Origin of the sequence: Meiothermus sp. (assembly GCF_025060375.1) — a bacterium.
Classification (GTDB): Bacteria; Deinococcota; Deinococci; order Deinococcales; family Thermaceae; genus Meiothermus.
The window spans coordinates 1-20,191 of sequence record NZ_JANXCG010000021.1; the positions used below are offsets into that span (position 1 = coordinate 1).

The 20,191-nt window shown below is 64.4% G+C and carries 21 protein-coding genes and 1 tRNA gene; 14 read left to right on the plus strand and 8 right to left on the minus strand.

The annotated features are described in order from the left end of the window. Positions 1 to 663, minus strand: a 663-nt coding sequence (locus NZ849_RS02940; protein ID WP_295403932.1) for an MFS transporter, incomplete at its 3' end; no start/stop codon positions are given. Between the two features lie 100 nt (positions 664 to 763). Here NZ849_RS02940 and NZ849_RS02945 point away from each other — a divergent pair. Continuing rightward, positions 764 to 1,216, plus strand: coding sequence for a MarR family transcriptional regulator (locus NZ849_RS02945; protein WP_295403936.1), 453 nt, complete (start codon positions 764 to 766; stop codon positions 1,214 to 1,216). 71 nt (positions 1,217 to 1,287) lie between these two features. Beyond that, positions 1,288 to 2,292 (plus strand): YpdA family putative bacillithiol disulfide reductase, encoded by a 1,005-nt coding sequence (locus tag NZ849_RS02950; RefSeq protein ID WP_295403939.1) that lies wholly within the window; start codon positions 1,288 to 1,290, stop codon positions 2,290 to 2,292. A gap of 36 nt (positions 2,293 to 2,328) precedes the next feature. Here NZ849_RS02950 and NZ849_RS02955 read toward each other — a convergent pair. Further along, positions 2,329 to 2,420: transfer RNA gene (locus NZ849_RS02955), tRNA-Ser, on the minus strand. A 38-nt stretch (positions 2,421 to 2,458) separates the two neighbouring features. Continuing rightward, positions 2,459 to 4,021 carry a tRNA lysidine(34) synthetase TilS gene (tilS, locus tag NZ849_RS02960; protein WP_295403942.1) on the minus strand — a complete coding sequence of 521 codons (1,563 nt, stop codon included), beginning with the start codon at positions 4,019 to 4,021 and terminating at the stop codon, positions 2,459 to 2,461. An 18-nt stretch (positions 4,022 to 4,039) separates the two neighbouring features. Between tilS and truD the strand changes: the two genes are divergently transcribed. The 3 genes from truD to NZ849_RS02975 are packed head-to-tail and all read left to right on the plus strand — an operon-like array spanning position 4,040 to position 6,248. Further along, entirely contained in the window at positions 4,040 to 5,113 is a 1,074-nt protein-coding gene (truD, locus tag NZ849_RS02965; protein WP_295403945.1) for a tRNA pseudouridine(13) synthase TruD, read from the plus strand. Between the two features lie 54 nt (positions 5,114 to 5,167). Beyond that, positions 5,168 to 5,659: a roadblock/LC7 domain-containing protein gene (locus NZ849_RS02970; RefSeq protein WP_295403947.1), complete on the plus strand. Its 492-nt coding sequence runs from the start codon at positions 5,168 to 5,170 to the stop codon at positions 5,657 to 5,659. A gap of 1 nt (position 5,660) precedes the next feature. Further along, the gene (locus NZ849_RS02975; protein ID WP_295403950.1) at positions 5,661 to 6,248 is read left to right on the plus strand and encodes an ATP/GTP-binding protein; all 588 of its coding nucleotides are present in this window, start codon (positions 5,661 to 5,663) and stop codon (positions 6,246 to 6,248) included. A 17-nt stretch (positions 6,249 to 6,265) separates the two neighbouring features. Here the strand turns inward: NZ849_RS02975 and NZ849_RS02980 are convergent, their stop codons facing one another. Then, positions 6,266 to 7,132 carry a hypothetical protein gene (locus tag NZ849_RS02980; RefSeq protein ID WP_295403953.1) on the minus strand — a complete coding sequence of 289 codons (867 nt, stop codon included), beginning with the start codon at positions 7,130 to 7,132 and terminating at the stop codon, positions 6,266 to 6,268. Positions 7,133 to 7,180: 48 nt separating this feature from the next. Between NZ849_RS02980 and gcvT the strand changes: the two genes are divergently transcribed. Both gcvT and gcvH read left to right on the plus strand, forming a co-directional pair. Continuing rightward, on the plus strand, positions 7,181 to 8,236 hold the full coding sequence (gcvT, locus tag NZ849_RS02985) for a glycine cleavage system aminomethyltransferase GcvT (RefSeq protein ID WP_295403957.1): 1,056 nt from the start codon (positions 7,181 to 7,183) through the stop codon (positions 8,234 to 8,236). A gap of 58 nt (positions 8,237 to 8,294) precedes the next feature. Next, positions 8,295 to 8,675, plus strand: a complete 381-nt coding sequence (gene gcvH / locus NZ849_RS02990) for a glycine cleavage system protein GcvH (RefSeq protein ID WP_295403959.1) — start codon at positions 8,295 to 8,297, stop codon at positions 8,673 to 8,675. A gap of 5 nt (positions 8,676 to 8,680) precedes the next feature. Here the strand turns inward: gcvH and NZ849_RS02995 are convergent, their stop codons facing one another. Then, a complete protein-coding gene (locus NZ849_RS02995) occupies positions 8,681 to 9,580 on the minus strand; it encodes an AAA family ATPase (RefSeq protein ID WP_295403962.1) in 900 nt (299 codons plus the stop codon). Positions 9,581 to 9,644: 64 nt separating this feature from the next. Between NZ849_RS02995 and tsaD the strand changes: the two genes are divergently transcribed. Then, entirely contained in the window at positions 9,645 to 10,622 is a 978-nt protein-coding gene (tsaD, locus tag NZ849_RS03000) for a tRNA (adenosine(37)-N6)-threonylcarbamoyltransferase complex transferase subunit TsaD (RefSeq protein WP_295403965.1), read from the plus strand. Here the strand turns inward: tsaD and NZ849_RS03005 are convergent. The 3 genes from NZ849_RS03005 to NZ849_RS03015 form a co-directional block, all read right to left on the minus strand. Beyond that, positions 10,612 to 11,295 carry a hypothetical protein gene (locus tag NZ849_RS03005; protein WP_295403967.1) on the minus strand — a complete coding sequence of 228 codons (684 nt, stop codon included), beginning with the start codon at positions 11,293 to 11,295 and terminating at the stop codon, positions 10,612 to 10,614. The two genes, tsaD and NZ849_RS03005, sit on opposite strands and share 11 nt — an antisense overlap. Positions 11,296 to 11,299: 4 nt before the next feature. Further along, positions 11,300 to 13,594 carry a cation-translocating P-type ATPase gene (locus tag NZ849_RS03010; protein ID WP_295403970.1) on the minus strand — a complete coding sequence of 765 codons (2,295 nt, stop codon included), beginning with the start codon at positions 13,592 to 13,594 and terminating at the stop codon, positions 11,300 to 11,302. A gap of 108 nt (positions 13,595 to 13,702) precedes the next feature. Further along, complete coding sequence (locus NZ849_RS03015) at positions 13,703 to 14,032, minus strand: helix-turn-helix transcriptional regulator (RefSeq protein ID WP_295403973.1); 330 nt, start codon at positions 14,030 to 14,032, stop codon at positions 13,703 to 13,705. A gap of 118 nt (positions 14,033 to 14,150) precedes the next feature. Between NZ849_RS03015 and NZ849_RS03020 the strand changes: the two genes are divergently transcribed. From NZ849_RS03020 to NZ849_RS03045, 6 genes are all read left to right on the plus strand, one after another. Next, positions 14,151 to 14,582: a MarR family transcriptional regulator gene (locus tag NZ849_RS03020; RefSeq protein ID WP_295403976.1), complete on the plus strand. Its 432-nt coding sequence runs from the start codon at positions 14,151 to 14,153 to the stop codon at positions 14,580 to 14,582. Continuing rightward, the gene (locus tag NZ849_RS03025; protein WP_295403979.1) at positions 14,579 to 16,936 is read left to right on the plus strand and encodes an MDR family MFS transporter; all 2,358 of its coding nucleotides are present in this window, start codon (positions 14,579 to 14,581) and stop codon (positions 16,934 to 16,936) included. The genes NZ849_RS03020 and NZ849_RS03025 overlap by 4 nt, the downstream gene beginning before the upstream one ends. Before the next feature lie 47 nt (positions 16,937 to 16,983). Further along, positions 16,984 to 17,583 carry a Rad52/Rad22 family DNA repair protein gene (locus tag NZ849_RS03030; RefSeq protein ID WP_295403982.1) on the plus strand — a complete coding sequence of 200 codons (600 nt, stop codon included), beginning with the start codon at positions 16,984 to 16,986 and terminating at the stop codon, positions 17,581 to 17,583. 11 nt (positions 17,584 to 17,594) lie between these two features. Then, entirely contained in the window at positions 17,595 to 18,356 is a 762-nt protein-coding gene (locus NZ849_RS03035; RefSeq protein WP_295404104.1) for a metallophosphoesterase, read from the plus strand. Next, positions 18,353 to 19,159 (plus strand): 16S rRNA (adenine(1518)-N(6)/adenine(1519)-N(6))-dimethyltransferase RsmA, encoded by an 807-nt coding sequence (gene rsmA, locus NZ849_RS03040; RefSeq protein ID WP_295403985.1) that lies wholly within the window; start codon positions 18,353 to 18,355, stop codon positions 19,157 to 19,159. Before NZ849_RS03035 ends, rsmA begins: the two co-directional genes overlap by 4 nt. A 111-nt stretch (positions 19,160 to 19,270) precedes the next feature. Beyond that, entirely contained in the window at positions 19,271 to 20,188 is a 918-nt protein-coding gene (locus NZ849_RS03045; protein ID WP_295403988.1) for a carbohydrate kinase family protein, read from the plus strand. Positions 20,189 to 20,191: the final 3 nt, after the last annotated feature.

Consider the following 20,191-nt stretch of genomic DNA (forward strand, 5'->3'; position numbering starts at 1 on the left):
GGTCCAGCCCAGCGGGCGCAGCAGCGGGTAGCGGGCTAGAGCGGCCAGTGCCCCGAACGGGTTGGCCTCGAGCCAGCGCAGCGTCTTTTTGCGATCTTCTGGCCTCAAAGATTCGGGTAGCAGCGCCAGGGCCAGCGCAAAGGTGAGGGCCGAGAGCCCCGCGACTGCCCAGAAGGGCGCCCGCAGCCCCCAGTCGCTTACCAGCCCGCCTAAAGCGGGCCCAATCACAAAGCCGAAGCCAAAGACCGCCCCTAGAAGGCCAAAGCTGCGGGCCCGCTGTTCGGGAGGCGAGACGTCGACCAGGTAGGCGTTGACCACCACCAGGTTGGCGCTGGTTGCTCCTGCGACAACACGGCCCAGGAAGTAGAGCTCGAGGTTCTGAGCAACGGCGGTGAGCAGGTTGCCCAGGGCTGCCCCTGCTACCGACAGCAGCAGAATGGGCCTGCGCCCGTAGCGGTCGGAGAGCACGCCCCAAGCCGGGGCGAAGAACAGGGTCAGCCCGGCGTACAGCGCCAGCGACCAGCCATACAGACGGGCCGCTTCCTGGGCGGTGCCGCCCCCCAGTGCTTGTAGGAAGCCCGGCGTGATGGGGTAGACCATTCCCTCACCCGCGATGTCCACGAACAGGATGGCCAGAACCCACGGCAGGCCCGAGCGCGCCATGGGCTCAATCTAGCCCCTAAAGTTTGGTTTGTCAAACAATTTGGTAATCCACAAGCATCGGTTTGCCAAACCGAACGCCTTTTTGGCCTAAGATAGAGGAGTGGATGCCCTGCGGCAGGAGTTGGCCCAGGCCCTGTGGCGGCTGAGCGAGAAGGCCTTTGCCGACTGGACCGGCCGGATGACCGAAATCGCCCAGACCCACGGCCTTACCCTGCGTGAGATCAACACGCTTTACGAACTGAGCGCAGATGGCCCGCTTAGGGTTTCCGAGATTGCTGTGCGAACCGGACTTTCCAGGGCAGCAGCGAGCCAGATGGTCGAGCGGATGGTACAGCAGGGGCTGCTCGAGCGCACCGAAAACCCCGCGGACCGCCGGGAGAAGCTGGTGCAGCTAAGCCCGCAGGGCCGCTCGGTTACCCAGCAGTTTGACCAGGCCATCCTGGAGCAGGTTGTCCGGATGCTTAGCCGGGTTCCCGACAGAAAAATCCGCTCCCTCCTTAGGGCTTTGGGTGCGGTCTTGAAGGAGCTGGAAGCCGGTCCACCTGGAGGGTAGTTTTGCATCAACGCGTAGGCCTGTTGGGTGTCTGGGATAACCGGTCGGTCCAGAGGCTGTAGCATAGGGGTATGTGGGATTTGGTCGTGGTGGGGGCTGGGCCGGTGGGCCTCGCGGCGGCGGTAGAGGCCAAGCGGGCCGGCCTACGGGCGGTGGTGTTGGAGAAGGGCACCCTCGTGAACACCATTTACCGCTGGCCCCGAGAGACGGTGTTTTTCAGCGAAGCCCGAAACATCGAGATAGGGGGGCACCCTTTTCCCTCCCTCTCGGCCAAGCCCACCCGCCGGGAGGCCCTGGTCTACTACCGGCGGGTAGCCGAGGTGGAAGGGCTGGATGTGCGCACCTACACCGAGGTCACGGCGGTTCAGCCGGGGCCGGGGGGGTTTCGGGTCTCGTACCGCGACCGGATGGGGGAGGGGGCTTATGAGGCCCGTTTTGTGCTGGTCGCCACCGGTTACTACGACAACCCCAACCGCCTAGGGGTGCCCGGGGAGAACCTGCCGCACGTGCGCTACGGATGGGAGGAGACCCTCCCCTACTGGAACCAACGGGTGGTGGTGGTGGGGGGCTCCAACAGCGCGGTGGAGGCGGCGCTCGAGCTCTACCGGGGAGGGGCCAGGGTTACGGTGGTGCACCGGGAGGCTGAGATTCGCCCCAGCGTCAAGTACTGGCTTAGGCCCGACTTCGACAACCGGGTGCGGGAGGGAGCCATCGGGCTTCTCCTGAACGCCAGGGTTCGGGAGATAGGGCCGCAGGAGGTGTGGATCGAGGTGCTCGGGCCTGGGGGGAGCCAGGAGGAGCGGGTTGTTCCCGCCGACTTTGTGCTGGTCCACATTGGCTACAAGGCGGTGGATGGTCTGCTCCGGGCTGCGGGGGTGGCCTACAAAGGGGACGCCCCGGTGCTCTCTGAGGTGTTCGAGACCAGCCTGAGGGGGCTTTTTGTGGCGGGCAGCGCCGGGTTCGGCTCGGATACCCGCAGTGTCTTCATTGAGAACGGGCGGGAGCACGCCCGGGTTGCCGTCCAGGAGATGGTCCGCCGGGTAAGGGAGGGCCAGCTGTGCGGGATGGCCGGATGAGAGGCCCCCGGAAGGCGGGCCTTCCAGGGGCCTAGCTGGCGGAGGAGGAGGGATTCGAACCCTCGATAGGGGGAGACCCCTATACCGGTTTTCGAGACCGGCCCGTTCAACCACTCCGGCACCCCTCCGGGCCGGATAAAGACTCTAGCACAACCGAGGCCTCATGTCACGGGGTGCGCTTTTGGGAAAAGAAGCCCTTTAGGAGCCTGGTGGCGTCCCGCTCGAGCCAGCCACCCTCCCAGGCGAAGGGGGGGGTAAGCCGGTGTACGGTGAGGGCCCCGGCCTTCAGGTTTTCCACCGCATAGACCACCCGCCGCACCTGCGCCTCGGCCAGGGCCCCAAAGCACATCGGACAGGGCTCCAGCGTTACGTAGACGGTAGCCCCAGGTATGACCTTTTCGCCCTTTTTGAGCAGCGCTTGGTGCAGCGCTAGAAGCTCGGCGTGGGCGGTGGCGCTCCGCAGGTGTTCCACCTGGTTGTGAGCCCTGGCAAGCACCTGGTCGTCCTGCACCACCACCGCGCCGATGGGCACCTCTCCTTTTTTCTCGGCCCGCTCTGCTTCGCTTAGGGCCATCCGCATGTACACGAGGTCCTCGGGCTCAGGCCAGAGGTTCCAGACCTCCTGGACCTCCTCACCCACGGCCCGCACCGGCCAGACCTGCTTGAGCTCGGGGGGCACCCCATGCCCGGCCAGGAAATCCACCAGTCGGACCCGCCCGGTAGGGAGATGGATCTGGTCCCCGGGTCTGGGGAGCCTTGAGCCGCGCCAGGGGGGAAAGCTCTCCACCACCGGGGGAATGAGGAAGAGCGTTCCATCGCGTCGGCGAACCTGCCAGCCTCCGGGCAGGGTAAAGGCCTCGCCCTGCAGGGCCCGCTCGAGCTGGAGTATCCAGCTGCTCTCGGGCCGCACCCCAACCTCCTCCAGCATCTGCCGCAGGGCCCGCCGCCGGAGGCCTGGGGGGGCTTGTAGCAGAGGGGCGACCCGGTAGGCTGGGCAGGGCCAGCGTCGGTCGGGCAGCAGGAGCAGGCGGGCCAGGGGGTCCAGCGCCTCATCCTCGACCTGGGAGATGCCCGCGAAGCGGGCCAGCGCGGCCTGGGCTTGCGGGAAGCGCTCGGCTAGGCGGGGCAGGATTTCTTGGCGCAGGAAGTTGCGGTCGAGGGTTACGTCAGCGTTGGTGATGTCCTCGAGCCAGTCCTGGCCCTTACCCCTCAGGTACTCCCTCAGCGTCTGGCGGCTTATCTCCAACAGGGGGCGCACCACCTTACCCCGCTTGGGCCGCATCCCTAGGCCCCTTCCGGTGCCCTGGAGGAGCTGCAGGAGCACCGTTTCAGCCTGGTCGTCCTCGGTGTGGGCGGTCAGAACCGCCTGGGCGCCGTGCTTTTTGGCTACTTTGGCTAAAAAGCCGTAGCGCAGCTCGCGGGCAGTGGCCTCGAGGTTCCCCCCCCGCTCGGCCGCGATACGGGCTACCTCGAGCCGCTCCCCCTCAAAGGGATAGCCCAACCGCTCGGCCAGGGCCTTGACCCACAGGGCGTCGCGGGCCGAGTCTGGCCGTAGGGCATGGTCTAGATGGGCCACCACCACCTTGCGAGGGGTGGAGGTGAGCAGGAGGAGCAGCGCTACCGAGTCCCCCCCACCCGAAACCGCTGCCACCAGCACGCCCTCGGGCACCAGGCGGGTCAGGTGGTTGGCGAACCAGGCCTCGAGCCTTTCCAGGTCGGTTGAGTCCACGCCTATATGCTATAGAGGATGGTCTCCTTGCGCTTCGACTTTAACGCCTATCCCTACCTGACGGCCGACCTGCCTGGGGTGGAAGGGGTCATCCGCAGCCGTCCAGAGGAGTTCCAGGTCTGTGAGGTGCCAGCCTACCTGCCCAGGGGGGAGGGCGAGCACCTGTTCTTGCTCCTGGAAAAAAGGGGTCTGACCACCCGGGCAGTGCTGGAGTTTCTGCGCGACCGCCTAGGGGTTTCCGAGGAACAGATTGGGGTGGCTGGGCTCAAAGACAAGCACGCCCTCACCCAGCAGTGGATTAGCCTTCCCTCTCGCTACGAGGCCAGGCTGGAGGTTCTGCAGGAGCTGCCGGGGCTTCGGCTCCTGCACTGGGCGCGCCACCCCCACAAGCTCAGGGTGGGTCACCTGAAGGGCAACCGTTTTCGCATCCTCATCCGCGGAGCCACGGCGCCGGATTCGGCCGAACGGGTAAGGGCTGTGCTGAGCCGGCTGGCCCAGCAGGGGGTGCCCAACTACTACGGCCCTCAGCGGTTTGGCCTCGGCGGTTTGAACCCGCAGAAGGGCTACGCCCTGGCCACCCGGGGCAAGGCCCACACCCCCCCTTGGCTTGGGAGGTTCCTGCTGGCCAGCCTGCAGAGCCTCCTCTTCAACGACTGGCTGGCTTTGCGGATGAAACTGGGCCTTTTTGACCGGGTGGTGGAGGGTGATGTGGCCAAGAAACACGACACTGGAGGGGAGTTTTGGGTGGAGGACGCTGGAGCGGAGAACCCGCGGGCCCAGCGCTTTGAGATTAGCGCCACCGGTGCCCTTTTTGGCAGGAAGTACAGGGAGGCTCGGGGCGCGGCCCGCGCCCTAGAGGACCAGGTGTTGGAGAAGTACGGCCTTACCCGCCAGCACTTTGCCCGCCGCAGGGGCGACCGCCGCCCCATCCGCCTGCCCCTTACGGAGTGGGATGTGGAGGCGGTTCCTGAGGGGGTTTGGGTTTCCTTTTTTCTGCCCAAGGGGGCCTACGCTACAGCGGTGCTGCGTGAGGTGATGAAGCGCGACCCTGAGGCCCGGCTCGAGGAGGAGCCCCTGGCCGAGGACCCCTGACCCCTCGGCATCCATCACAGGCTCAGGGTGCGCCCGTGCTAGACTGGGTCTGTTATGGTTGAGCCTGCCGTCGCGCTCTTCGGGGAGGCCTACGAGAAGGCAGCCCGTGTCCTCGAGGAGCTTTTGCGGGAGAGTGGGGCCCGCTACACCCTGCTGCTGGACCGCAAGGGGTTTGTGCTGGTTCACAAAGAGGCGTTGTGGGCGCCTAAACCCCCTGCCCTGGACTCCCTGGCCACCCTGATTGCAGGCAACGCTGCGGCTACCCAGGCTCTGGCCAGAATGTTGGGCGAGCCCCGCTTCAACGAGCTGCTGCACCAGGGATCCACCCATGGGCTGTACGTGGAAGAAGTGGGTGAGCTGGCCCTGCTGGTGATCGTCTTTGACAGCTCGGCCCCGGTGGGTCGGGTCAAGCTGTATGGGAAGCGGGCTGCGCAGGCCCTGGAGGGCATTACCCAGGAGGCAGTGGTCAGCCCCGGCACCTTGGGGATTGACAGCGAGTACCGAGAGGGGGCGAGCGCCCTTTTAGACGAGCTGTTCGGGAACTGAAATGAGCACGATTAACTTTGCCGCAAGGGAGATCAACTTCAAGATTGTCTACTACGGCCCGGGTATGTCTGGGAAAACCACCAACCTCAAGTGGGTTTTCCAGCAGATACCCCAGAACCGCAAGGGGGAGATGGTCTCGCTGGCCACCGAGGACGAGCGCACCCTTTTCTTTGACTTTCTCCCGGTGGACTTGGGGGAGGTCAAGGGCTTTAAGACCCGTTTTCACCTCTACACGGTGCCGGGCCAGGTCTTCTACAACGCCAGCCGCAAGCTAATCCTGCGTGGGGTGGATGGCATCGTGTTTGTGGCCGACTCAGCCCCCAACCGCCTGCGGGCCAACGCTGAGTCCATGCGCAACCTGCGCGAGAACCTGGCCGAGTACGGCATCAAGCTCGAGGACATCCCCATCGTGCTCCAGGCCAACAAGCGGGACACCCCCGATGCCCTGCCGGTGGAGATGATTCAGGCCGTGATAGACCCCGAGAAGCGCTTCCCCATTTTCGAGGCTGTAGCCACCACCGGAATGGGGGTCTTTGAAACCCTCAAGGCAGTGAGCCGCGAGGTGCTCTCGCGGGTGGCCTCGAGCTGAGGGGCTACCCGGGCTGTTCAGTAGCTTCCCCAGAGCCGGCCTTGGTCGTCCCGGAGCTCAACCCGGGCAACCCGGGGTGGGGCCTCAAACAGCAGCACAACCCCGTTGGTCTGGGCGGTGAGGCCCGGGCTGCGGCTTGCCTCCAGGGTGACCAGCAAGGTTGTCTCCCGGAGCGACATCCCCACCACCTTGAGCCGGAAATCGCTTTCGGCCCGTAGCCCGGAGAAGAAGTAGCCCACCTTTGCCTCAAACCGAGCGGGGGGGAGTTCGCCCAGGCCCAGCTCTCGCCAGAGCCGCTCGAGCTCGCCCGGACCCGCCAGGAAACCCCCTCGGCTTCTGAGCCCACCGCTGCGTACCGACCGATTCTCCAGCAGACGGGGCTTGTCTAGGGCTTGGCTCTCTCCAGGCCACACCCAAAGGCTGGTGTGCAGCACCCCTCCGGGCTCAGGGGCATAGGTCAGGGGAGGCAGGGTGGCCCGGCCGGCCTCCTCGAGGACCAGCAGGGGTAGGGGCAGGCCCAGCCGTTCAATCCAGGCCTGCGCAGCGGCCGACTCCACCGGGGTGGCCAACTCCAGTTCAAAGGCCTGCCGGTGCCAGTAGCCCTGGTCGGAGAACCATCGTCCGTCGTAGAGCCAGCGGCGACCCTCGCCCGGCTGGGCCTGGGTTGGGCCATGGGGCAGCTCGAGGAAGGTGTCCGACTGGAAGACGAGCGTTTGCTCGCCCTGCGGTCCGCGGATCCGCACGGTCTGTTCGGTAGCCCCCGGCGCGGCGACCAGGTAATGCCCTCGGCCGGCCACGTGCAGGTGCATCTCCACAATGTTGAAGCTGGACTGGCTCAGGGCCGTAAGTGCGAGCAGCCCCAAGCCGAGCTGAAGTGCTTTCATGGTGAAATTATGACCGATGAACCCCCTCCCTGGTAAGCTGGAGGGGGCATGAGGACCACCCCTCTTTACCAGGCCCATCTGGCCCTGGGGGCCCGGATGGTGCCCTTTGCCGGATACGAGATGCCCCTGCAATACGCCTCCATCACCGCTGAGCACAGGGCGGTGCGGGAGGGGGCGGGTATGTTTGACGTGAGCCACATGGGCGAGTTCTGGGTGCGGGGGCCGGGGGCCCTCCCTTTTTTGCAGTACGTGACCCTCAACGACGTCGCCAAGCTCAGGGTGGGGCGGGCCCAGTACTCTATGCTGCCCAGTGCGCAAGGGGGTGTGGTGGACGATGTTTACCTCTACCGCACGGCTGAGGGCGAGTACCTGATGGTGGTGAACGCGGCCAACATTGGTAAAGACTGGGCTCACCTGGTTGCACTGAGCCAGGGCTTTGATGTGGAGCTTGAGAACGCCTCCGATTTCTTCGCCCTGATCGCTGTGCAGGGGCCCCAGGCGGTGGGTGCGTTGCAGGGCCTCACCGATACCGACCTCCTCTCGCCCAGGAAGAACGATACCTTCATGGGCAAGCTGGCTGGGAAGTGGGTGCGTTTCGCCCGCACCGGCTACACTGGCGAGGATGGCTACGAGGTGTTTGTTGCTCCCGACGAGGCTGAGGCGGTCTGGGAGGCTCTGCGGTCCGTTGGTGTGACCCCCTGTGGCCTTGGCGCACGGGATACCCTGCGGCTCGAGGCGGGCTTCCCCCTCTACGGCCACGAGCTTACCGAGGAGACCAGCCCCCTTTGCACCCCTTTTGCCTGGGTGGTAAAGGCCCAGAAGGACTTCTACGGGAAGGAGGCCCTTTTGGGTCAGGACTGCGGCCAGCGGTTGGTGGGGCTCGCCTTGGAAGAGGGGGTCCCCCGGGAGGGTTACCGGGTATTGCACGGGGGCGAAGAGGTGGGCCGCCTCACCTCGGGGACCTACTCCCCTCTCCTCAAAAAGGGCATTGCGATGGCCTATGTGCGGGCTGAGCTGGCCGGGCCAGGCACCCGGCTGGAGGTGGAGGTGCGGGGGCGGGCCTTGCCCGCGGTGGTGGTGGAGCTACCCTTCCTCAGGCGATAAGCGCCTGTGGGGGTGAACCTTGGAAGCCGGTAGACTAAACCTTGAGCGAGGAGCGAGCATGGACTACCCAAGCGAACTTAAGTACACCAAGACCCACGAGTGGGTGCGCCTAGAGGGGGATGTGGCCGTAGTGGGCATTACCGACTTTGCCCAGGACGCCCTGGGCGATGTGGTGTATGTGGAGCTACCCGCAGTGGGGAGGAAGGTTGCGGCTGGAGAGGCGGTGGCGGTGGTGGAATCGGTCAAAACCGCCTCGGACATCTACGCCCCCTTGGAGGGGGAGATCCTCGAGGTAAACAGCGCGCTCTCTGACAAGCCCGAGCTGGTAAACCAGTCCCCTTACGGTGAGGGCTGGCTCTTCAAGATGAGGTTCAACCCTTCCGGTCTTTCGGAGCTCCTATCGGCTCTAGAGTACCAGAAGGTGGCCCAGGCAGGCTAAGCGGCCTACTTGGGCATGGTCCGTCTGAGCAGGTCCTGGATTACCTGCTCCACCCGCAGGCCCTCAAACTGGGCCTCCTCGGTGAGCAACAAGCGGTGGGAAAGGGCGGGAAGGGCTGAGCCGCGTAGGTCCTCCCAGTCCACGTGAGCCCGCCCATCCAGATAGGCCAGGGCTCGAGCCAGCCCCAGCCAGGCCTTGGCCCCGCGGGGGGAAAGGCCCATGCGGAGGTGTTTTTCCTCGCCGGAGAGCTGAGCGGTGTTGGCGATGGCCTCCAAGGCAGGCTGGCTCACCACCACCTGGGCCGCTTCAGCACGGGCTACCAGGAGGTCTAACCCCGGAACCGCCTGAGGGGTTTGGGGCTCTTCGGAGAGGATGCGCACCCAGGTGGCGCGCGGCGGTGCAGAGAAGGCAATTTTCGCCGTGAAGCGGTCAAGCTGGGCCTCGGGAAGGGGATAGGTACCCTCGAGCTCCAGTGGGTTTTGCGTGGCGAGGACAAGGAAGGGTTCAGGCAGGGGATGGCGCACCCCGCCTACCGTGACCCCGCGCTCCTGCATCGCCTCCAGGAGGGCCGACTGGGTTTTAGGGGTGGCCCGATTGACCTCGTCAGCCAGCACCACCTGGGCGAAGATGGGCCCTGGGCGGAACACAAACTGCCCATCCTCCAGGATTTCGGTGCCGGTTACGTCGGCCGGCAGGAGGTCGGGGGTGAACTGGATGCGCCGGTAGGAGAGGCCGCTGGCCTCAGCAAAGGCCTTGGCCAGGAGGGTTTTACCCAGTCCAGGTAGCCCCTCCAGGAGGGCGTGCCCCCCAGCCACCGCAGTGGCCAGTAGCTCGCGGATGACCCGCTCCTGGCCGAAAAGGACGCTTCTTAGGGTTTCTTCCAGGGCTTTTAGGGCGGCTCGCACAGGCTTGAGTATAAGGTGCGGCCCCTTAGGTTGACCCACCGCCTCAGGGGGGGGAGAATTGAGGGTGTGGATTTTGGGGATTGACACCTCCTGCGACGACACCGGGGTGGGCCTGGTGCAGGACGGGCGGGTGGTGGTGAACCGGGTGGCCTCGCAGACCCTGTTGCACGGGCGCTACGGGGGGGTAGTGCCCGAGCTGGCCTCGCGAGAGCACGTACAGGTGATTGATGGGTTGGTGGAGGAGGTTCTCCGGGAGGCTGGGTTGGGGTTGGAGGCGCTGGACCTGGTGGCCGCTACCCGGGGGCCAGGCCTCATCGGTGCCTTGCTGGTGGGCTTCACCTATGCTAAAGGTCTTGCTTTTGCCCTACACAAGCCTTTTATTGCGGTGCATCACCTCGAGGGCCACATCTACGCAGCCCTAGCCGAGCACCCCGAGGTTCGGCCACCCTTCTTGGCCCTTGTGGCCTCGGGGGGGCACACCCACCTCTTCGAGGTGCCGGCCTGGGGTGCTTACCGCCTTTTGGGCGCAACCCTGGACGACGCAGCAGGGGAGGCCTTTGATAAAGCGGCCCGGCTTTTGGGCCTGGGGTACCCCGGTGGGCCGGAGATTGAGCGGCTGGCGGTCCAGGGCGACCCCGGGCGGGTGCCCCTGAGCGTGCCCTTGAGCGATCAGGAGGGGTTTTCCTTCAGCTTTTCGGGCCTCAAAACCGCGGTGGCCCGGGCCTTGGAAAAGGGCTATGCCCCCGCCGACATTGCCGCCCGCTTTCAGGAGGTGGTCGTGGAGCACATCGCCCAGGTGGTGGGACGCGCGGCCCGGAAAACCGGCCACACCACCCTCTTGGTCACGGGAGGGGTGGCCCAGAATCGAGCCCTTAGGGCCCGCCTAGAAGGTATGGGGCTCCGGCTTTGCTTTCCCCCTCGAGGCTTGGCCACCGACAACGGGGCCATGATAGCCCTAGCCGCCTGGCATACCCTGGACCGCCGCTCAGAAGGCGACCTCTACCTCCCCGCCGCGCCCTACCTGCCCTTGGCTACCTCCTGAGCGCCACCAGCTCGGTCACGCTTTCGCCCTCGCGGGTCTTCTGGATGCTCTTCACCAGCCCCACGTTCTCGGCGTACCAGCTTGTCCCCTGGCTGTCGAAGTTGAAGGGGAGGCTCAAAGGCCCTGTGCTGGCCCGCAGTCGGGTGCTGAACTGCGTTTGTAAGCGGTAGGCTAGAAAGCGCCCCGCAGGGGTGACCACGGTCTCCTGGGCGACCACCTTGTAGGTGGTTTCGAGGGTGCCGCTGAGGCTAAAGCGAAGAGGGCCTTGCTGGCCGCTGCCTCGTACCTCCAGGGTCAGCTTCCAGCTGTTGCCCACCGCCCAGGCGTCGTAGTCGGGGATAGCCACCCCAGTTACCCTGACGACCTCGAGGTTGTAGCTTACGGGCTGCCCTCCCATCTCGGCCCGGCCGGCGCCCTGGCTGCCGAAGTCCACAGGGTAGATGCCCTGCTCCGTGCAGCGGTAGCGCGACTCCTCCTGCCCGCCAGGGCCTTCGCGAACCTGGGTATAGCCGTTGGGGGTGATCTGGGTTTTGCGGATGGTGTAGGTGTAGCTTCGCTCTCCGATCACCTGGTACTGCCATACCCAGCCGGGCCGGGTGGGGGAGAAGGGTTGGTCGCAGAGCTGGGCCGCTGCTGGGGAGGCCAGCAAAAGGGCCAATGCGGCTGTGCGCATGGGCTTATTCTAGCCGTTTGGTAAACCCCAGCAGACGCAGGGCGTTGGCGGTGATCAGCACGGTGGCGCCTGTGTCGGCCAGAACAGCCATCCAAAGACCCGTAGCACCGGTCAGGGTGGTGATTAGGAAGGCGGCCTTCAGGCCCAGGGCCAGCGCGATGTTGGTGCGGATAACCCCTAGGGTGGCCCGCGAGAGCTGTATCAGATCCGCCACCCCCGTGAGCCGGTTGGCAAGCAGCGCTGCGTCAGCGGTCTCTAGAGCCGCTTCAGTCCCATCGCCCATGGCTATGCCCACGTCGGCCTGGGCCAGCGCGGGAGCGTCGTTGATGCCATCACCCACCATTGCTACCTTGCCCTCTCTCCTCAAGGCTGCAATGCGGTGGAGCTTATCCTGGGGCAGCAGCCCAGCCCAGGCTTTCAGGCCCAGCTCGCTGGCAATGGCATGGGCGGTTCGGGGATTGTCCCCAGTCAGCATTACGCTGTGCACCCCCAGAGCTTTCAGCCGCTCCAGGGTTTCCTTGGCCTCTGCCCTCGGCTCGTCCCGCAGGGCCAGTAGGCCGATTGGGGTAGTGCCGCGGAGGACCACCACCACGGTCTTGCCCTGGGCCTCGAGCCGCGCGATCTGGTCCAGGAGGTCCGGTGGGAGCGGGGCCAGCTCAGCCGCGTGCTGGGGTGAACCCACTGTGTGGGGCTCGCCCTCTACCAGCGCGGTGGCCGCCTGGCCTGGAAGAGTTCTGTGCTCGCTGCTGGGAAAAACCCTTACCCCGGCCTCGGCGGCCCGACGGAGGATGGCCCGGCCCAGGGGGTGGTTTGAGCCGGTTTCTACTGCAGCGGCCCGCCCCAGCAGCTCATCCTCAGGCAGAGCCAGGGGAATCACATCGGTTACCTGAGGTCTTCCTTCGGTCAGGGTGCCGGTTTTATCAAAGGCCACGATGCGTAGCTGCCCGAGGGTTTCAAGGGTTGCGCCACCCTTCACCAGCAAGCCCCGTCGGGCTCCGGCGGCTAGGCCTGCTGATACGGCTGTGGGTACAGAGAGGACGAGCGCACAGGGGCAGCCGATGAGCAGGAGGGCCAACCCCTTGTAAAGCCACTCCTGTCCGTCGCCCCCGAGGAGCGGGGGAACCAGCATCGTCAGAAGGGCTCCCAACATCACCCAGGGGGTGTAGTAGCGGCTGAAGCGGTCTATGAAGCGCTCGGTGGGAGCCTTGTTGGCCTGAGCCTCCTCCACGAGGCAAAGGACGCGGGCCAAAGTGGTGTCCTGCCCGGCCCTTTCCACCCGAATCGTGAGGGCACCTTCGGTGTTGATGCTGCCGGCGTACACAGCGGCACCAGGGCCCTTGCTTACCGGCGCTGACTCCCCGGTGATGGGCGACTCGTCTAGGGCGGAGTGCCCCTCCTCCACCACGCCATCGGCGGGTACCCGGCCTCCGGGCAGGACCAGCACCCGATTTCCCTTCTGAAGGTACTCGACAGGTACCTCGCGAGGTCCTGTGCCCTCTAGGAGCAGCGCGGTTTTGGGGGCTAGAGCGACCAGGGCGTGGATGCTCGAGCGGGCCCGCTCGGTTGCCCAGCTTTCCAGAAGCTCGCCTACCCCAAACAGGAACACCACCACCGCCGCTTCTGCAGCCTCGCCGATGAGGACAGCCCCCAGAGCGGCGGCGGTTACCAGGGTGTGTATGCTGAAGGGGTGGCCTGCCTGAACCCCCCGTAGGGCCTTGAGGGCAAGGGGCCAGCCCCCGGCCAGGACGGCGGCAGTGTAGGCCCACCCGGAAAGTTCTGGTTTGGCCATTGAGAGGCCCCAGGCCAGGGCCAGCATACCCCCCGTGAGCGCCACTGAGCGGCTCATAGAGCGTCCTTCAGACTTTGATGGGGTGGTGCTTTGGGGCGGGGAAGCCGGTCTGATGGCGTAGCCCAGCTGCCCCACTGAGTGCTGGAACTCCTGCAGTGCGGGCTGGCGGGGGTCGTAGGCCAGCTCAATTCTTCTGGTCAGGGGATTGAGCTCAAGTAGCCGCACCCCCGGAATGCGGCCCGCTACACCCTCTACCGTCCGGGCGCAGCTGGCGCAGTCCATGCCCTCCACCCAGAAGGTCTGGTGGGTGTGGACGGCCTGAACCTGCCGGATGGCCTCGGGGAACCTGGGGCTGGGGTTCTGGGTGGCTTCGAGGTGGACTATGCCCCCTTCAAAGGAGACTTCCCGCACCCCGGGGAGCGCTAGGAGGGCTGAGCGAAGGAGGCTTTGGCACTCAGGGCAGTCTGCCGCGCTGGGTAGGGTTTTTCGTATGGGAAAGGAAAAGCGCATACGTGTCCTTGGAAGCCGCTTCCGGAGCGGTCGCCTGGCTACTCCGGATTGTAGCAATATATGAACGTATGTTCAAGTGTTTGAGAGCGCTCTATCCTCTTGCGAGGGCTACTCGCTGGCGTGCTCGAGCGCGGCTTGAAGGATTGCCCGCACGTGGGCGTCGGCCAGGCGGTAGTGGACCGACCGACCTTCCCTGCGGCCGGCCACCAGCCGGGTGTTCCGCAGCACCCGAAGCTGGTGGGAAACCGCCGACTCGCTCATCCCGACCACCTTGGAGATTTCCGATACGCACAGCTCCCCCAGTTGCAACGCTGAGAGGATGCGCATCCGGGTGGGATCGGCAATGGCTTTCAGCAGTTCGGAGGCCCTTTGAACCTGGGGAAGACGGGGAAGGGCCTTGCTGACCGCTTGGAGGTCTTTGGGTTTTGATACCGACATCTTGCTATCAGACTAACCGGCGGTTCTGCCTGGGGCAACCGAAGGGTTGGGGGTTGCGTCTCAAGAGTGAAAAGTTTTTCTTGACAATAGTTTGTTTTGGAAATATATTACCCCCAGTATGACCTGGGGCATCCTCACCCATTTGTGGAAGTTGACCCGGGAGCTGCGGGAGGAGGTGACACCTCACTTGGAACGCCTGGGTTTGGCACCCACCGACCCCTGGTTGTTGGCCGAGATTGAGCGACACCGATACCCTACCGAAGCCGTGCGGGCCATGCAGATACCGGCTCCCACCGTTAGCCAGATGCTCAGGCGGCTCGAGCAGGCTGGCTTGGTCACGCGCTCGCTTGACCCCACCGACTTGCGCCGCTACCGCTTTGAGCTTACCGAGCGGGGGCGCTTTCTTCTGGAGGAAAGCCGGAAACACATCCTCCAGGCCATGGAGCGCCGGCTCAACCGGCTGGCCCCCGGAGAGCGTCGCCGGTTTGCTGAGTGGCTGGAGGTTCTGGCCCAGCCTGAGGATGCCCAGGCCCCAAGGGAGCAACCATGAAAACGATACCCCAGGTTCCCGACGAACGCTTTGCTCAACAAAGGCGGCTGACCCTAATTGGCATACTGCTTGGGTTGTTTCTGGCTGCCCTAGACCAGACCATCGTTTCTACCGCTCTCCCCAGAATTATCGCCGACCTCGATGGCACGGAGCTTTACGCATGGGTCACCACCGCCTACCTTCTGGCTTCCACGGTGTCCGCGCCTATTTTTGGCCGACTGACCGAGCTGTTCAGCCGAAAGGCAGTTTTGCTTGTGGCTATTGTGGTATTCCTGATGGGTTCGGCCCTGTGCGGTCTGGCCCAAAACATGCCCGAACTTATTGCTTTTCGTGGCTTGCAGGGCATTGGTGGGGGGGCGCTTTTCGCCTTGGCCCTGACCACCATTGCGGTGCTCTTCCCGCCGCGGGAACGGGGCCGGGTGGGGGGGCTTTTCGGGGCCGTCTTTGGGGTGAGTAGCGCGGTGGGGCCCTGGCTTGGGGGGGTGCTCACTGACCACCTTTCCTGGCACTGGGTGTTCTACATCAACATGCCGGTAGGAGCGGTGGCGCTTGCCTTTATTCTGCGCTACATGCCGCGTCTTTCTCCAGAGCGCCGGGAGCGCTTTGACTTCCTGGGGGCTTTCCTGCTGGCGTTGTGGACTGTTCCCCTAATGCTGGCTTTTTCCTGGGGAGGGAGCACCTATCCTTGGCTGAGCGCTCCCATCCTGGGGCTTTTTGTCCTGAGCGCCTTGTCCTTGGCCCTTTGGGTTTGGTCGCAAAATTGCCAGCCAAACCCGCTTTTCGACCTCTCCCTTTTGCGGGTGCGTACTTTTAGCCTAGCCTCGGCGGCAACCTTTTTCTTTGGCCCGGCCTTTTTAGGAGCGGTGGCTTTCCTTCCGCTTTATTTGCAGGTGGTAAAGGGGGTTTCGGCCTCAGCTTCGGGCTTGACGGTGCTGCCCCTCACCCTAGGGGTGGTGCTTGGGGCCAGCACCAGTGGGTTGCTTTCGGGGCGGATGGGTCGCTTCAAGCCCCTTTTGTTGCTGGGCACGATCTGGCTGTTGGCGACCTTCCTGGCCCTGCACTTCTTGCTTAGCGTAGAGACCCCCCTTTGGCTGGCGGTGTTGTTTTTCTTCTTGTTGGGGCTTGGGTTGGGCCCAGCGCAGTCGCTCTTGCAGCTTGCTGCCCAGAACAACGTGCCCACCGAGCGGTTGGGTTCGGCCACGGCTTTTACCCAGCTTATGCGCCAGATTGGTTCTACCATTGGTATTGCCCTATTGGGCACGGTGCTGACCCATCACCTGACCGCAGAGACCTGTAAGGTTTTCCCAGAGAACGCCTCATGCAAGCCCGGGGCGTTGGTCAAGCGCAGCGAGGGGGCCGCTGGCCTGAACCTGGATGAGCAGTTCGCAAGGCTTGAGACCCAGATTGTGGCCGCCCTCAAGGGCGATACCCTAGCCTACGAGGCCTTGATGCGGGATTCCGAGGTGCCCCCGCAGGCTAAAGAGAGTTTGGTGAAAGGGGGTATACCTGCGCAGTTTGCCCGGATGGAGCGGCTGATGGTGGCTGCGCTGAGGGGGGACGAGGAGGCCTATGCGGAGCTGATGCGGGACCCAAACCTGCCGGAGGAGTACAAGGCCAGGTTGGTGAAAGGGGGTATACCTGCGCAGTTCCGTTCCCTCGAGCAGCGCCTCGTCGCAGCTATAAATGGAGATGCCCAGGCCTATCAGGCTGTGCAGCAGGACCCCCGGATTCCTAGCGAGTTCAAGGGCCGGATTCCCCAAGGCGGGGTAGCGGCTCAGGTACGGGCCCGGTTTCGGGAAACGCTGAGCCGGTTTGAGGCTGCTTTGCAGGGCGATGAGCAGGCAAAGCGAGCTCTTCAGGCGACTCCTGGCTTGGATTCGCTTCGGGGTTTGTTGGATAACCCGCCCCCCGCTGAAGCCCGGCCGATGGTGCTGGCCCAGGTACAGGCGGCTTTGGAAGCCCAGGCAGCCCGGGTTGCGGCTGTAGCGACCCAGCAGGCCATTGCCCAAATTCGGACCGAACTGGAGCAAGCCCAGGCCCGGGCCCTTGATCAGGCTCTAGCCTCGCTGCGAGAGGGTTTGCGGAAAGCCCAGGCCGCCGCTTTGGAAAAAGCCGAGCAGGCCCTTCATGAGAGCTTGCGGTCTGCCGAGAAGAAGGCCCTGGAGGAGGTGCCGCAGCGGTTGGTGGAGCAGCTTGAGGAGACCAAGCGCAAGCTTCACGGGGCTTTGAGCCAGGGTATTACCAATGCGGAGCGGGATATATTTCTCTACGCTGCTCTGTTTGTGCTGGTCTCTTTAGGCTTTGTCCTTGGTCTGCCCAACGAGGAGCTTCGAGGCCGGGTGGGTGCTGTGTAGCTCGATATTTCGCCCGGAGATGCGGCTTCCTGCTAAAATACGCCCTAATGGATGAGTTGTGGCAGATGTTGGGTGAGCCTTTCCCACCGGAGGACCTGAGCTGGCGGGTGGAGGCTGTTTCCAAGGATGGTAAGCGCGTGTTGCTGGCTCGCTGCGTGGATGTGCAGGCCGTTCTGGATCGCCTGGACGAGGTGTTGGGCCCTCAGGGCTGGCAGGACCACTATGAGCTGCTCCAGGTCCCGGGGGTGGGCGGGCGCTACGCGGTGAAGTGCAGGCTCACCATCCAGGGGGTTTCCAAGGAGGATGTGGGGGAGGGCGAGAGTCTGCAGGCCGCTTTCGCCGATGCCTTGAGGCAGGCTGCGCTCAAGTTTGGCGTGGGGCGGTTTTTAGCAGGAGAGAGGCGTTGGGTTGACCGGGAGTTGGAGGGCGCTCCTCAAACCCTGCCGGAGGGTGCCTCAGGGCCTTCTTCGGAGAAGCTCGAGCCCCAGGTCCTTATAGACCGCCTGTTGGAGCGGCTAAAGCAGGCTGGCCTGGGCAGACAGGCCGCCCAGATTGTGGTGAAGTACGGCGGTTACGGGAAGCACCCCGAGGAAACCCGCAGGCTCTACGGGGAGCTAAGGGCTTTGCTGAAGGGAAGCACTTCGTAAGGGATGCCGTGATAAAGGTAATTGCCATTGGCGACCTGCATGCCGAATTCCCCAAGCTTTGGCGAGCCCTGAAAAACTCCTATGCGGTAGGGGAAGATTGGCTGCCCTCCGATCCCTTGCGGCGAGGGGTTTACCGGGTGGTCCTAATGGGCGATCTGGTGCACCCCAAGCTGCTTGCCGACTACCGCCGGTTGACTGGCCTGGAGGACTACGACCCTTTCAATCCCCACCACCTGCGGACAGCGGCCAAGGCTCAGATCCGGGAGCTGATACGCATCAAGCGTTTTCAGGAGGCTGCTCCTGAGTATGTCACCGTCCTTTTGGGAAACCACGACCACGCGGTGCTGACCGGGGAGATGGTCTTGGGCAACGCCCAGCTCGAGCACCGGGAGTTCCACCCTGAGCTTGGGGGGGTAGAGCTTCCCCAGGAGATTAAGAGCTGGTTTCAGACCTTTCCCAAGGAGCTGAATCTGTATGGGGTAAACTTCGCCCACGTGGGTCCGGTGCCCTGGTTGCAGACCTACGATGAGCTGTTCTACAGCAGCCGGGAACCCAAGGAGTGGTGGCTCCACAACACTGACTATGTGGAGCGGATGGGCTACCGCTTTGGGGTTTATGGGCATACCGTGATGAGAAACGGCATCTTGGTCAAGGATAAACTAGCCCTTATCGATGCCCTTGACCAGGACCAGTACCTCGAGCTCCTCCTAGACGAGGACCGCTTAGACTGGGAGATTGTCCGTATCCCCGCTTCGGGGGCTTCCATTTCGTGAACCTTGCCTCCCCAGCAACGGTGCGCGACCTGCTGGCCCGTTACGGGCTTTGGGCGGACAGGCGCTTGGGCCAGAACTTTCTGGTGGAAGCCGCCTACCTGAAGCGAATCGTGGAGGCCCTTAGGTTTCAGCCGGGGGAGACGGTTTGGGAAGTAGGCCCCGGTTTGGGCACCCTGACCCGTGCCCTGGCCGAAGCCGGAGCCAAGGTGGTGGCCGTTGAGATGGACCGGCGGCTGGAGCCCGTGTACGCGGAGACCCTGGCTGGCCTGGCGGTGGAGCTGCACTGGGAGGATGCACTTCGCTTCAACTGGCAAAGCCTTCCGCGAAACAGCCTCTTTGCTGCCAACCTGCCCTATAACATCGCCACCCCCCTCATCACCGAGCTGCTGCGGGTAGGCCGCTTCCGTCAGATGGTGGTGCTGGTCCAAAAGGAGGTGGCCCTGCGGATGACCGCGCCTCCGGCTACTCCCGCCTATGGCCTGTTCTCCCTGCGGGTGCAGTACCACGCTCGAGCCGAGCGGCTGTTTGACCTACCGCCCTCGGCCTTCTTTCCGGCCCCCAAGGTGACGAGCTCGGCGGTCGTTCTCTGGCCAAACACCCGCCCTGATCACCCGGCCCTCTTTTGCCTGATAGAGAAGGCTTTTGCCCAAAGGCGCAAGACCCTGGTGAACGCCCTAAGGGCCGGAGGCTACGACCCGGGCAGGGTGGTTCAGGCCCTCCAGGCCCTGGGGCTTCCTCCCAAGGTGCGGGCAGAGGCCCTGAGCCTGGCGCAGTTTGAGCTGCTGTTGGCTAAAATCAGTTAGCCTACTTTGATAGCGATTTCTCATGTATCCAGGGTAGGCTAGTGAAGGTCCGTAAACTGCGGCGTAAATTGTGGTAAATCCTTTGGGTGGTAGAAAGGCTAGGTGGCCGAGATGCGGTTTTTTGTTGTGGGGGATGTATCGGTAGACCTGATCTATTTTCTTGAGCGAATCCCCGATCCCGGCGAGGAGATACCAGCGCAGCGAGCCTTGATGAAGCCAGGAGGGGCAGGGGGCACCTTGGCCGCCCACCTGGCCAGCCTGGGCAACAAGGTTTACCTGGCCAGCCGGGTGGGGAACGACCCCTTTAGAAGCGTGGCCTTGTCGCAGCTCGAGCAGGTGGGGGTGGACCTGAAGTACCTCCAGGTAGATCCCGAGCAGACCACCTCCTCGGTGCTCATCCTGCTGCTTCCAGGAGGTGAACGCTCCATGGTTTCGGCTGGAGGGGCCAGCCGGTACCTGGATGCGGCGGAGTTCAAGGGCCGGATGCTCGACCAGGTGGATGCGGTGGTGCTGTCGGCCTACGCCTTCGTGGGGGGGCCCCAGCGCCAGTACGCCATCAACGTGCTGGACGCGGCGCGCAAGCGCGAGCTGCCCATTTTTGCGGACCTGGGCACCGGTGCGGTGCGGGCTGCAGGGCGGGAGTTGCTGGATATTCTGCGGGGCGTGCCCTACCTGCTCATGAACCAGGTGGAGCTCCTTACCCTCACCGGCGCAGGCTCCATCAGCGAGGGGTTGCAGCGGTTGGAGGCCCTTGGCCTGAATACCGCTGTGGTCAAGGTGGGTGCGCTGGGCTCAATTGTGGTCACCCCTACCCGCCAGGAACTCGTTGAGCCCTACCCGCTGGAGGAGGTGGTGGACACCACCGGCTCAGGAGACGCCTTCACTGCGGCTTTTGCGCACGCCATCCTGCAAGGCAAAGACCCCTTCACCGCGGCCCGGCTGGGGAACCTGGCGGGCTCGTTGGCCGCGACCGCTGTGGGGGGTCAGGGGCGGTTGGTTACCGAGGCCGACCTGAAGCAGGTTTGTTGAACA